The sequence below is a fragment of the Leptospira fluminis genome (assembly GCF_004771275.1).
Lineage (GTDB): Bacteria > Spirochaetota > Leptospiria > Leptospirales > Leptospiraceae > Leptospira_B > Leptospira_B fluminis.
The window spans coordinates 1-12052 of the sequence record NZ_RQEV01000010.1 but is presented as its reverse complement, the minus strand read 5'-3'; the positions used below and the strand labels follow the sequence as shown (position 1 = coordinate 12052).

Here is a 12052-nt window from a genome sequence, read left to right as displayed (position 1 = left end):
TTCCGAGCCACAGTAGAGCATTGGTAAGAGACTCTGAGACGGAATCGGAAACCGGTTTTTTTTTGGATGGAAAAACGGGGAGGGTTTTTCCCCGCCCGGAAAACTCGAAGTAAAAGTAGGAGACAAAAGGTTCGAGTCAAATCAAAAAAAGCGCCCGCCCCGGACGGGGCGGACCAGGGAAGTTAGAACTAGAGATGGGATGATTTTAATCTTTGGAAGTGGCTAGTTCCTTGTTCAGGGTCAGGCTCGGTTGTTTTTGGTAAGCCAGACTACAAGCTTCCTGGTATTTTTTGAGACCTTCTTCTTCCGCTTGGAGAGCGGAATCCAGGTCGCCCATTTTTTGGTAAATTTGGATCACTTCTTTGATGTTTTCCAAAGCCTGGCAAGAACGACCCAAGCGGAATTCGGAGATGGATTTTAAATAGAGCACCAATGCGAATCCTTGGCTTTCGGTGTCTCCGAGTTTGGTCCGGACAGCCAGAGATTGGTTGTAAAATGCGATCGCGGATTCATAATCGCGGGTTTTTTGTTTTAAGCTTCCTAGGGCAGTAAGCTTGTTTGCGAGTTGCATTTCTGATTCGGGAGTGTAGTTTGTAAGCGAAGCTTCGACCACAGAAGTCTCTGGTTCTGCGTAAAGTGCAGTGGAGATGCTTAAAACTAAGGCAATTTTAATAATTTTGTTCATCTTTTTATCTCCGATCTGTGGATTTGTCTATAATAGTGCAATTCCCGTGCCAGGTCCTGGAGCAGAAGTTGAAAATAAAAAAGAAAAAAGGGAATTTTCGAATCTGATTTCCGTTTGGTAAGAAGGGTAGCATCTCTTTCGCTCCTGTGTAGAAATCGTATCTCGAATTCCTCTTCTCGACAATGGGCAAGAGCGTAGAAATCGAAGGCCTAAGGATTAAGAACTCGTAAAAATTCCTGGGATTTGGGCCAAATTCGGACAAAAACCCTTCCCGCGCCAGGAAGGGTTTCCTATACAGTGGATTTGGGGGTTCGCCGGATGACCGCGCTGCTTCCGGGACCGGGTTTCCGGATTTCTTGGAAGTGTGAGGAAAGTCCGGACACTATGGAACCGCGGGACCGGGTAATTCCCGGAGTTCTATTCCGTCCCAAGCGGAATGGGGCATGGAAAGTGCAGCAGAAAGTATACCGCCTCGGAGGACTTTCGAGGTAAGGGTGAAACGGTGGGGTAAGAGCCCACCGCCATTCCTCGTAAGGGGATGGGCAGGCAAACCCTCCCGGGTGCAATCCCGAATAGGCGATCGTTAGTTGCGGGTTCCGCAAGATCGTGGGTAGGGAGCAAAGAGTCCGATCGGCAACCGTCGGGCCAAGATAAATGGTCATCGCCGGAGGATTTCGAAAGAAATTCTTCGGTACAGAATCCGGCTTATAGGCGAACCCCTATTTTTTCTCCCTTCTCCCGCATGGCGAATCTCCGTGATGCGTCTTGACGAACGAAGGAGATTTACTGTAGTATATTTTTCCGTCGAAAAGGTTGGGGCGGTCCCCGATGTCTGCGAGTGCCTTTTTTTTCAACAAGCAAGGGGATGGAATCGCCCTGAACGGTCTGAAAGGATTTTTGCATAAGGAAGCCCTGTCCAGATTCAGGTTTGCGCTTTCCTTATTCGCATTCTTTGCCGGATTCGGATTACTGCTCGGCGATCCGTCTCAAAACGGCCTCCACGATCCGTCCTGGATCAGAATACTTCACGTAATCTTAATTTTTATTTCCTTTGTATGCAGTTTTTGGATTGGAGGTTTCCGTAATATAAGCGAATACGTATTGCTGTTCCATTTCGGTCTGATGAGTCTCCACTCGTTCTATCTTCTTTATACGAACGGTCTGTATCTCGGCTATCTGTTCGGAATGATTCTGGTCAGTTTAAGCGCCGGGGTTTCCTTCAGCAATAGAAGACTGCTGATTCCTTATCTATTGGTGTTTTTGTCGGTAGCGGTTTTCGTGGGGACGTACTGTAAGGATCCTAAGATAGAAGTGGGAATGTACTATTTCGGGATCTTTTCCTCCGCAATCTTGGCCGTGCTCGTTTTGGGTTTTCGTTTGCAGGCATTCGATAATCTAGTGAAAGCCGACGCCCAGCTGGAAAAATTCCAGGCGAATATTGAAGAGGAACTCAGGCTTGCCCAATCCACCCAAAAAAGTCTAGTCGATCTGGAATTTCCCGAATCGGGGGCTTTCCGCATCCATTCTTATTTCCGTCCCTTAGTGAGCGTCGGAGGCGACCTGATCAAATCGGAGATCGGAAAGGACGGAAAGCTGAATTTCTTTTTTGCCGACGCCGCCGGACACGGAATCTCCGCCGCCATGGTTTCCGCCATGGCCGTTATGGCGTTTAAGATGGCCGCTCCCAAAACCGATTCGCCCGCCGACGCTTTGTCTATGATCCACGAATCTTTGAAGACGATGATCGGAGGCTTCTTCATCACCGCCGTCTATCTAAGGTTGGATCCCGAAACGAAGGAATTGGTCTATTCCTATGCGGGGCACCACCCTGCCGTGCTGATAGAGGCGGACGGGAACGTGAGTCCTATGGAAGGAAAAGGGACCGTACTGCTGGCTTTACCCAAGCTCTTGAACCGGGACTATCGGAAAAACCTGAAGTCCGGAGACAGGATCCTTCTCTTTTCGGACGGTCTCTTCGAATTTTTCGGCGATCACGGACAGTTTTTCGGTTACGACTCGTTTCTGGACCTGGTCCGAAAACATACTTCGCTGAGAGGCGACAAGCTGCTGCAGGCAGTGGGAGAAAACGTGACCTCGGTGCGAAAATCCGCAATGTTGGACGACATGACGATGCTACTGATCGAAGTCGTTTCCTCCTAATTAAAAACCGCTTGCCCGTCGCTCGCTACGGGTTAAGATTCCGGCCTATGTGTGATACATTCGTCGCTACCCCGGATAGCACCGCTTCGGGGAGGATGATCTTCGGCAAAAATTCCGATCGGGAGCCGAACGAGGCGCAATGTCTCGTACGTTATCAGGAAAGAAAAAACCCTTCCGGAAATCTGAGAGTCACGTATCGGAATCTCCCGCAAGTAAAACAGAATTTTGAAATACTGATTTCCAGACCCTTTCAGATGTGGGGAGCGGAAATGGGGGCGAATTCCGAAGGAGTGACGATAGGCAACGAGGCAGTGTTTACGAAAATTCCGTTTTCGAAAAAGGAGGACGGTTTAACAGGGATGGACTTGGTACGTCTTGCTTTGGAGCGATCCAAAAACGCGGCAGAAGCCAGGGATTGGATTGTGGAACTCCTGGAAAAATACGGCCAGGATGCTCGAGGTGGATACCGAAACCGGAATTTTCGGTATCACAACAGCTTTATCATCGCCGATTCTAAGGATGCGTACGTCCTGGAGACCGCCGACCGTTTTTGGGCTTGGAAACGGATCCGAGGATTTTATTCGATTTCCAACGGATTGACATTGGAATCGGACTACGACGATCTGCACCCTTCGGCCATAGATTATGCCCGGTCTCACGGCTGGCTGGCAAAGGGGGAGACGTTCTCCTTTCGTAAGGCCTTTAGCGATACGTTCTATACTACATTCGGTAAATGTAATGTTCGCCGTTCTCTTACGATGAGGGAAGGAAATTCCGCGAAAGGAAAATTGGATATAAAAAGCGCGATGGAAATTCTGAGGATGGAAGGGCAAGGCGGACCCAAGTCCAGAATAGGCGGAGGGCCGGGAGGATTTCCTCCCAGAGATTCGGACTTTTTGCCCGCGAATTCGGGAATGGGGTCGGTTTGTTTGCACGCGACCGGATTTTTGGCTCCGAATCAGACCGATTCGTCCCTGGTGGCTCAGATCGATCCGGACCCTTCCCGGTCCCAGTACTGGTTCACGGGTACTTCGATTCCCGCTCTATCCATATTCCTTCCTTTTTTCATTCCCGGGAAGTCCGCTATGAACGGAAGGATCATCCAGCCGGGAGCCGTGCCTGATTCCTCCCTCTGGTGGAACCACGAAATTCTCTACCGGCTTTGCCTCAGGAATTATTCCGAAGCGATCGCAATCTTTTCCGCAGAACTAAAAGAGTTGCAGGAAAACTTATTTAAAAAAACGGAAACTTTCCTCTCCGAAAAGAAAGGGACGGGAAGAGGAGATTCCTTGTCCGAGGAGGCCCTCGAACAGGTCGGAAATGCCTATCGAAAATGGAGGATCGAGGTCGCCGAACTATCGATCAAGGGAATGCTTTTACCGAAGCCTTGGCTTTCCCCTTTTTACCGGATCAGCTGGAAACTTTGGAACCGCAGCGCAAGAATCACGGATTCCGTTCTGAAGGGGAAGGACCTGCCTTACGAGCCCGCATATTTATGAATTCGACCAGGAGAGAAAATGCCATCGCGAAGTAGATATATCCTTTCGGTATATGGAAATGCAAACCGTCCGCAAAAAGCATCACACCCACCAGGATGAGAAAAGATAAGGCTAGGACTTTCATGCTAGGATGCGCGTTGATAAAATCGCCTACCGGACCGGAAAAAGCCAGCATGATCAGCATGGAGAGAACGACAGCGGAGGCCATTACGTAGAAGTCCCCGGATAGGCCGACTGCGGTGACGATGGAATCAATGGAAAAAATAATATCCAAGACGATAACCTGCGAAACGACTCGGCCGAAAGAACTTTTTTTATCCGCGGAAGGGGAACCTTTTTCTTCCGATTCGATCTTATGGTGGATCTCGCTCGTGCTCTTTGCGATCAGAAAAAGACCTCCGGATAGCATGATCAGGTCCCTGCCGGTCACCTTGAAGAGAAATACCGAAAAAAGTTCTTCCGTAAGACTCGCTAGCCAGCTTGCTGCAAAAAGCAGCGCGATCCTGAACCCCAGGGCGGCCAAGAGCCCGACGCTTCTGCCTAAACGTTGCTCCTCTTTCGGCAGTTTGCCGACCACGATGGATAAAAAAACGATATTGTCTATTCCCAAGACCACTTCCATCGCAGTAAGAGAAAATAAGGCTACGGTGGAGTCTAATAGTTGTGCTTCCATTCGAAAAAGAAAATCGAATCGAAAAATAAAAAAGCAATCGATTTCCGGCGAAATTCCGTGGAAGGTTTCGGACTTGTAGAGATGGATTTTTTACCCAAAGAATTGATGCAAGGTCCCGTCCAGGGGAGAAATCTGATCGGCCAGACATTCGAGCAGAATCTTCCCGCGAAGCAGACCCTTTTGGTTTTTTTGCGGCATTTCGGTTGTATTTTTTGCCGGGAATGCGTATCCGATCTGCGCGACCTTGCCGATTCCATCCCTGCGTTTCCGCCGGTTCTATTCGTATTTCCGGAAGAAGTAAGAATGGGAGAGGAATTTTTCCAAAGGCACTGGCCGGAAGCGAGCGCCATCGCCGACCCTCGGGCCGGATTTTTCGGACTAGCGGGCTTGGAAGACGGAAATTTTCTGGAACTCGCGGGTCCGGAAGTTTGGGGGTCGGCGCTTCGTGCGGTGGCCAAAGGGAATTTCTACGGAGTCCAAGGCCAACACTTGCTTCAGATGCCCGGAGCTTTTTTGGTTCTGAAGGATAGGATTTTATGGAAGCACAAATACCGGCATATCGGAGACCATCCCGACTGGACCAAGCTGCCGGGTTGCTCGCCGATCTCTTCGGAAAACTTGGATCCCGGAATTCTACCCGCCTAATCCTCTAAAAAAAATCGTAAATTAGGTCTTTGTCATCGGATTGCGTCTAACGCACACAGGCGAAGACGGAGATTCGCTCGCCCGATTTTTCGTTTGCCGTACATGAGGCTTATGATGGATCGAGACCAACGATTGACCGAAGCGGTCGAAACCTATTTTCAAACCGGAGAGAAAAAAGATTTTTTAAACGAAGCTTGGATTTGGACCAAACAGATCTGTATGCGTAGGTTCGGAATGGACGAGGACGGGAGTTCCGAAGTGATGCTGAGGATCATTCAGAGTGCGGAGCGGTGCCTTGAGATTTACCGTTCGCGGAAATACGGGAATTTTCCGGCCTATTTCACCGTTTATGTAAAGAATCAGATTCTGAACCAGAGAAAACGGGAAAGTGCATCCCGAAAAAAGGAAAGGATCCTTGTGGAAGTAAAGGGATCCGATCTCGGAACTAGAGAAACGGTTTCGGAAATGAGGACTAGCGAAGAGGAGAACGTTCGCATCCTGGTGCAAAAAGCCTTGGCGAAACTGGAGACTCTTCCCTGTCTCGTGGTCAAAATGAGGCATAGGATCCCCATGAATCTGAGGGAACTCAAACTTTTGAAAGAAAAACTAAGAAGAAAGTCCTCCGGTCTTCGGACCTATTTCAGGGAAGAGGAGGAGTATGAAAGAAGCCAGAGGTTACGCAGGAAGGCAGTGACGGACCAATTGCAGATCTTTTTCGGAAGGACGTATTTTTCGGAATCCAGCCGCTCCGAAAAGTGGAGGAAGAGGAAAAAAATCTGGGCAGACAAAATGGCCCATATCGGAGAAGAGCAAAGTTTCCGTCGGATCGCCGTTAGCCTCTCTCTAAGCGAACATACGGTAAGGAAAGTGTATTACGACGCGATCCGAACAATGCGGGATCGTCGAGTCGGAAAGGAGTTCCACCTTTCCCTCGCGGCGTGATCAACCTTTCGGGTTTACCGTCGGAATCCAGAGTTTTCGGAAGATGGATTTGTTTCTGAGGGAGGAAAGTTCGCCCAGAAGATTCGCGACCACCCTGTGGCCGGCCTCCATTCCTCTCGTAACGGAGCGATTCAGCAACCGGGAACTTGTGCTTACCATACTAAGTTCGGAAACTTTAGGAGCGATCACCCTGATCTTGACGTTCGCAGGAGGAGATTCGATGATCCCAATGGCGCGATTGTACATCGTATGGTGAACCTTTGTGATCATGTGGTAGAGCTTTCGATCGGAAGGATAGGAAAGCCATCCTTGGAAGTTCGGGATCGGATCGGAAAGGTCCTCCTTGGGAGAATTTAAAACCACGGTGATGTCCTTAAATCCGGCCTCTATCACTTTTTCCACAGGGATCGGGTCCGAGATGCCTCCGTCTCCGAAATACTGGTCTTCCAATTTCCATTTTCCCCGGGTGGCGATGGGAAGCGAGGTCGCCGCTTTGAGAAGGTTGAGTACGTTGGAAGCCGTGGCGCGAACGTACTCCGCCCTTGCCTTTGCCAGATTCGTCACTACGACATAGAAAGGAGAGGTTTCCTTTTTTTCCAGGTATTCCGCGGGTAAGCGGTACTTCGTCCCGAACAGGTAATCGATCAGGTATTCCTGGTCGAGGAGGGTTTTTCCCCGAAACGGATTCAACAAGGAGATGAGCTTGTTCCCAACCAGCTCTTTTCTCCAAATATCCAAGGTCCGGACCTCTTCTTCGGGACTGGTTTCGTAACCTGTCGCATAGTAAGCTGCCGCGCAGGACCCGGACGAAACCCCTAAAATGAGATCGAAGAATGTAGAGGGAAGGTATTGGTTCAAAGCGTAGAGGGCGCCTCCCGCAAACGAACCTTTCATTCCTCCGCCAGCGACTACCAAAGCCTTAGAGTTTTTGGAGGCGGACGGAAGGCGGTTGTTTCCCGGAAAAACGTCGGAATTTCCGGGGGAAAAATAAGAACTCATCTGATTCTTAAAATGGATCCCTAACCCTATCCCGCAAGCAGGATGCCGTAACGAGGTAGCAAATTCCGAGTCGCTTTTTTAGGGAATTCGGTTCTTTTTTGCAACCTGAAATGCTCTAATTCCCTTCGATTTGTAATAAAAATAGGCTAAATTTTATATACAAAAAGGGGGGGATTAGAATCCTTTATGAATTGACCGGAATTTTTTTTCCGTCTAAGCTTTCAAAACGTTTTTATGCATTTACAACCTGCATTCGGAGCGACGGTAAAACGAATCGGGGGGAGATTCAAATTCCTTCATTCCCTCATTTTATCCCTACTTCTGTATTCCCTCGCTATGGATGCGGTGATCGATACCATCGATATCTGGAACGGCGATTGGGGAGGGGTAGAAGGAGAGGTTTTCCGGCCTAGGATCCCGAGACATAATGTGCGGGAACAGTCCGGATTATTTACCGGTTCCTACTTCGAAGCCCAGACCAAAACGGATGCAAGAGAGGACTCCCTCCCTTTGCTCGGATTTCAATTGGTCCAATCCAAGTCCACCTTGGAAATGCCGGACATTTCTGGCGCATTTTTCCGCAATACATTACTCCAGCACACGTTTCTTTCTCTTCCCCCGCCTTTCTCCTCTCCCTTTTGTTGATTCGGTGAAATGGATTTTTAGGGGAAAAAGTTCCCCGGCGAAACCGAGGTTGATCCCGGTTTCGAGTTAGAAAAACGGAGATTTTAATATATATGTCGATTATCAATACGCAAGGTCCTGTCCGACCCATCCTATCCAAGCCGGGACAAGTTCCCGCCGAAAATGGCCAACCAGGTTTCGAATTCTACGGACGTCATTTAATGACGGATTTCGTAGGATGCCAAATCGATTTGGACGATGCGGAGAGGATTTCTCGTGATATGGAAGAAGCGATTCAATCCATCGGCGCCACCATTTTGAATAAGGTCGAACATCGTTTCGATCCGCACGGAGTGACGATTCTATTTCTGCTTTCGGAATCTCACGCTAGTATCCACACATACCCGGAATACGGTTCCTGCTTTTTGGATATTTTTACCTGCGGTAAGACGATCGATGTGATTCCTTTCGGTACATACCTGCAAAAACTGTGGAAGCCGGAGAGAGTGATCAATCGGTACGAAGAGCGGTCCGCTTAAAAGAGAGGTAAAATGGATCCTACTACACAATCTTGGTTCACGGAACAGGTCGATTACCGTGAAATGCACCAATTCCTGAAGGATAAGAATTCCAGGAGTTTCCGGACGGAGTTTCAGCAAGTGGAGTTTCACCATTTGCACGCGTTCGGAAAGACCATGGTGCTTGATGGAGCGGTTCAATCGGCCGAAGCTGACGAACATTTATTCCATGAATGTTTGGTACAGCCGGCTATGCTGGCCCATCCGGAACCTAGAAAAGTCCTGATTTTAGGAGGAGGCGAAGGAGCGACCTTACGGGAAGTGCTCAAGCACGATTCCGTAGAATTGGCGGTGATGGTGGACATCGACGGCGAATTCGTGGATTTTTGCAAAAACCATCTTTCAGACTGGAATTCTAGCGCCTTTTCCGATCCGCGCGCGAAACTTTTGTACATGGATGGTCGGAAGTATCTGGAGGAAACGACGGAGACTTTCGATGTGATCATTACGGACATCACGGATATCCTTGTCGACGGACCCGCAATCCGACTCTACACCAAGGAATTCTACGCCCTCTGTGCCAAGAGATTGAATCGAAACGGATATTTGGCTCTGCAGGCTTTGGAACTTTCCTCGCAAATTTGGGCGCAACACGCGACTCTCCGGAGAACGATCCGTAAGTCTTTCGAGTTTGTGGAAAGCTATAGCATCTTCGTACCGTCCTTTACCTCTACTTGGGGATTTATCATCGCTACGAATGCGGGAAATCCGATCCTGAGCGCCGAGGAATTGAGTAACCGTATCGAGAAACGCAATATGCCTTCCCGCCTGTTCGCGTTCGATGAAATCACCTACCGAGGTATTTTTTCTCTGCCTAAGGATTTGAGAAAATGCCTCTCCCTAGACGGATCCTTTTTGGAAGACGAGCAACCTCTACGATTTTCCCCTAAAGATACGGAGTATCGGAAAGGGGTCAAACGATGACCGATGGCCGAGCGTGCTTTCGGGTATACTTTCTTTCGCAAGTAAAAACCGGTTCCGGCCTCAACGCCGGAATCGAAGAGATCTCCTCCTCCTTTCGCAAATCCGCTTGGAGTCTGGGATTTCCTTTTGATTGTATCGTCGTCCTGGGCGCGGACGGCGATCATGTGCAAGAACGTGTTCAGGTAGAAGGATGGCTGAAGGAGCAGGCTCTCTCTTGCGAAGTCATTTCCGTCTCCAGACCGGTCCGAGCGGGCGAGCTACAGGTAAATTCCCGCGAGAAGGGCAAGAATTCTCTTTTCGCTACGAGAGCGGCTTTTGCCGCTTTTTTTGAATTTACGCACAGTTATGCGCAGAGAGCTCGAGAGTGGGCGGTCAGAAGCGTATCGAAATATTCTAAAGTAACGACGATGCAGTTGTTGGAAGCGGATGAAGTTCGTGAAGAACATGACCGTAGTCTAACTTTACTCCTCAAGCTGGAAGCGACTTATTCTTTACTTTCGAAAGGATTCGACCCAGAGTGGGAGGAACTGAGAAAATTCGGAATCGGACCGAAGGGACCGAATTCGGAAGAACTAGAATCCTTAGTCGAGTCTTGGGAATCGATTCACGAGGCTTTGGAAGTCCTTTTGGAAAGAGTCTCGGAAAAGAAGTTTTTATTTTGGGAAATGTTAGCGGAATATACGATCGTAGTTCTGATTCTTTTGGAATTGGTCGTAGGAGTCATGGAATTTATGCGCGCTTAATGCTGCCGTTCATGCGCGCTTCGTCAAGATCCTTCCTTTTTTACATTCTTTTCGTTTTGTCTTTTTTCGGCGGCTCCTTCTTTTGGCCGTCCTCTTTGGATTCGCAAACGCCGGGCCCCGGTTTTTTCCAAGGGAAGGACCGGAAGGCGAGGCGAGAATCCGAGAAAGAAAAAGAAAACCGAAAGCCCAGAGGAAATCCCACGGACCAAAAAAATTCGGTCCCGGCGAGACCTCCTGAGTCCTCCGCCGAAAACGAAGATGAGGACGAAGAAGACAAAAAGCACGAAAGTCTTAAATCGGGTTCGAAGCAGAAAGAGGACGACGAGGAGGATAAAATCGCCGTTAACGTAGAGTTTGCGACGGACTTCGTATTTCGAGGAAATACGTTCGGTAGCGAATCTCTGAGTCAAAGGGATAATATCGCATACAAATCCTTCCTGCCCGCCTACACGTTCCAGCCTTCCATAGAAATCCCCGTGACGGACCGCCTAACGGTAGAATTCTGGTTCAACCTTTTTACGAGTCATTTGGGAAACCGAGATTCGGACCAAAGGTTTTTGCAAAACCGACCCGGGGGGCCGGAACTCCTAGGATATTACCAACCGGCCTTGGCCCAAGGACAGGTCCCGTTCGATCCGAGATACGTGCACCCCTATAAGGAGGACAACGGATTAAAATGGGATAACGGAGGCGAGATCGAGCTGACTTACGAGCTGAGCAAATCGAAGTTCGGAAATTTCGACGTCGGTTTTTTTTCCTATAACACGTTTCTCGCCAAAGACAGGTTTTCTTGGACCCAGGTGTTCGTCCGATGGGAAATTCCGATCCTTCAATTTCTGGAACCGAAGCTTTCCTTTTATAAGACCATGGATCCGGCGAACGATGCTTCTACGACCGGAATCAACAAAGGGTGGGGATACATACCCTTGGAGATCGGGCATGAGTTCAAATTGAACGATTTCATGAAATTCTCTTGGACCACCTCGGCTGGATATATCATCCGGAACAATCCGGCGGACAATCGATCCGGTTTTTCAGATATTACCACGACCTTAAAGTATTCCATAGACGGTTTTTTTCTCACGGCAAACGTAGCGTATCGTCCCGACCTGGAGATCTACGACAGCAATTATTATTTCGATAATATAAAAGGCAGATACCAGAACGAGGACGGACTTACGGTGGATCCTTCGAAACAGTACGGGATGTACAATAACGCCTTTAAACAGGCCGTCGTCAATAACGTGAGCGATCCGATCATCCAAAAAGTGATTATAGATTCCTACCAGAGCCAGAATATCGTAAGGGCTATTTATTATTTTTCCGTCGGATATACAAAGTATTTTTAATTTATAAAATCTGCATATATTCTCCGAGTCGGTTTCGGTCCGGCCGAAGTTTGCGATCCGCTTTTTGTTCCGGCGGGGCCCATTTTTCGAGCGGACCCGAAGGTAAAGGGCCGGATTTTATTGGAAATTAGAAGGGCCGCCCGAGAATATTTTTGAAAAATTGTTTTAGATGTTTGGATAAAATATACAAAAATAGTTTGACGTGTGTGGTGACGTAATTAATGTGGATAC

The 12052-nt window shown here is 48.7% G+C and carries 12 protein-coding genes and 1 other RNA gene; 10 read left to right on the top strand and 3 right to left on the bottom strand.

Annotated elements, in window-relative coordinates:
* Positions 1–205: 205 nt before the first annotated feature.
* Positions 206–685, bottom strand: coding sequence for a tetratricopeptide repeat protein (locus EHO61_RS08935; RefSeq protein WP_135768190.1), 480 nt, complete (start codon positions 683–685; stop codon positions 206–208).
* 306 nt (positions 686–991) lie between these two features.
* On the opposite strand from EHO61_RS08935, the gene rnpB reads away from it, so the two are divergent.
* The 3 genes from rnpB (at position 992) to EHO61_RS08920 (ending at position 4344) form a co-directional block, all read left to right on the top strand.
* Positions 992–1409, top strand: an RNA gene (gene rnpB / locus EHO61_RS08930) — RNase P RNA component class A.
* Between the two features lie 104 nt (positions 1410–1513).
* Entirely contained in the window at positions 1514–2845 is a 1332-nt protein-coding gene (locus EHO61_RS08925) for a PP2C family protein-serine/threonine phosphatase (RefSeq protein WP_135813285.1), read from the top strand.
* A gap of 47 nt (positions 2846–2892) precedes the next feature.
* Positions 2893–4344: a peptidase C69 family protein gene (locus EHO61_RS08920; protein WP_135813284.1), complete on the top strand. Its 1452-nt coding sequence runs from the start codon at positions 2893–2895 to the stop codon at positions 4342–4344.
* On the opposite strand, the gene EHO61_RS08915 is transcribed toward EHO61_RS08920, so the two are convergent.
* Positions 4289–5017, bottom strand: coding sequence for a TerC family protein (locus EHO61_RS08915; RefSeq protein WP_135813283.1), 729 nt, complete (start codon positions 5015–5017; stop codon positions 4289–4291). The two genes, EHO61_RS08920 and EHO61_RS08915, sit on opposite strands and share 56 nt — an antisense overlap.
* Before the next feature lie 57 nt (positions 5018–5074).
* Here EHO61_RS08915 and EHO61_RS08910 point away from each other — a divergent pair, with 57 nt between their 5' ends.
* Positions 5075–5662, top strand: a complete 588-nt coding sequence (locus tag EHO61_RS08910) for a SelL-related redox protein (protein WP_246032059.1) — start codon at positions 5075–5077, stop codon at positions 5660–5662.
* A gap of 114 nt (positions 5663–5776) precedes the next feature.
* Positions 5777–6604: a hypothetical protein gene (locus EHO61_RS08905; protein WP_246032058.1), complete on the top strand. Its 828-nt coding sequence runs from the start codon at positions 5777–5779 to the stop codon at positions 6602–6604.
* On the opposite strand, the gene EHO61_RS08900 is transcribed toward EHO61_RS08905, so the two are convergent.
* Positions 6605–7603 carry a patatin-like phospholipase family protein gene (locus EHO61_RS08900; RefSeq protein ID WP_135813280.1) on the bottom strand — a complete coding sequence of 333 codons (999 nt, stop codon included), beginning with the start codon at positions 7601–7603 and terminating at the stop codon, positions 6605–6607.
* Positions 7604–7837: 234 nt separating this feature from the next.
* On the opposite strand from EHO61_RS08900, the gene EHO61_RS08895 reads away from it, so the two are divergent.
* The 5 genes from EHO61_RS08895 to EHO61_RS08875 all read left to right on the top strand — a co-directional run bounded on the left by EHO61_RS08895 (position 7838) and on the right by EHO61_RS08875 (position 11821).
* Positions 7838–8248, top strand: a complete 411-nt coding sequence (locus EHO61_RS08895) for a hypothetical protein (protein WP_135813279.1) — start codon at positions 7838–7840, stop codon at positions 8246–8248.
* A 92-nt stretch (positions 8249–8340) separates the two neighbouring features.
* Positions 8341–8766: an adenosylmethionine decarboxylase gene (gene speD, locus EHO61_RS08890; RefSeq protein WP_135768197.1), complete on the top strand. Its 426-nt coding sequence runs from the start codon at positions 8341–8343 to the stop codon at positions 8764–8766.
* A 12-nt stretch (positions 8767–8778) separates the two neighbouring features.
* Positions 8779–9729 (top strand): fused MFS/spermidine synthase, encoded by a 951-nt coding sequence (locus tag EHO61_RS08885; protein ID WP_135813278.1) that lies wholly within the window; start codon positions 8779–8781, stop codon positions 9727–9729.
* Positions 9726–10472, top strand: coding sequence for a hypothetical protein (locus tag EHO61_RS08880; protein ID WP_135813277.1), 747 nt, complete (start codon positions 9726–9728; stop codon positions 10470–10472). The genes EHO61_RS08885 and EHO61_RS08880 overlap by 4 nt, the downstream gene beginning before the upstream one ends.
* Complete coding sequence (locus tag EHO61_RS08875; protein ID WP_246032057.1) at positions 10472–11821, top strand: hypothetical protein; 1350 nt, start codon at positions 10472–10474, stop codon at positions 11819–11821. Before EHO61_RS08880 ends, EHO61_RS08875 begins: the two co-directional genes overlap by 1 nt.
* The last annotated feature ends 231 nt before the right edge of the window (positions 11822–12052 follow it).

What these genes read in the sequence shown, in the direction of transcription:
- EHO61_RS08885 (WP_135813278.1), top strand. Translation starts at nt 8,779, where the DNA reads ATGGATCCTACTACACAATCTTGGTTCACGGAACAGGTCGATTACCGT.
- EHO61_RS08875 (WP_246032057.1), top strand. Translation starts at nt 10,472, where the DNA reads ATGCTGCCGTTCATGCGCGCTTCGTCAAGATCCTTCCTTTTTTACATT.
- EHO61_RS08905 (WP_246032058.1), top strand. Translation starts at nt 5,777, where the DNA reads ATGGATCGAGACCAACGATTGACCGAAGCGGTCGAAACCTATTTTCAA.
- EHO61_RS08900 (WP_135813280.1), bottom strand. Translation starts at nt 7,603, where the DNA reads ATGAGTTCTTATTTTTCCCCCGGAAATTCCGACGTTTTTCCGGGAAAC.
- EHO61_RS08880 (WP_135813277.1), top strand. Translation starts at nt 9,726, where the DNA reads ATGACCGATGGCCGAGCGTGCTTTCGGGTATACTTTCTTTCGCAAGTA.
- EHO61_RS08925 (WP_135813285.1), top strand. Translation starts at nt 1,514, where the DNA reads ATGTCTGCGAGTGCCTTTTTTTTCAACAAGCAAGGGGATGGAATCGCC.
- EHO61_RS08895 (WP_135813279.1), top strand. Translation starts at nt 7,838, where the DNA reads ATGCATTTACAACCTGCATTCGGAGCGACGGTAAAACGAATCGGGGGG.
- EHO61_RS08915 (WP_135813283.1), bottom strand. Translation starts at nt 5,017, where the DNA reads ATGGAAGCACAACTATTAGACTCCACCGTAGCCTTATTTTCTCTTACT.
- EHO61_RS08920 (WP_135813284.1), top strand. Translation starts at nt 2,893, where the DNA reads ATGTGTGATACATTCGTCGCTACCCCGGATAGCACCGCTTCGGGGAGG.
- speD (WP_135768197.1), top strand. Translation starts at nt 8,341, where the DNA reads ATGTCGATTATCAATACGCAAGGTCCTGTCCGACCCATCCTATCCAAG.
- EHO61_RS08935 (WP_135768190.1), bottom strand. Translation starts at nt 685, where the DNA reads ATGAACAAAATTATTAAAATTGCCTTAGTTTTAAGCATCTCCACTGCA.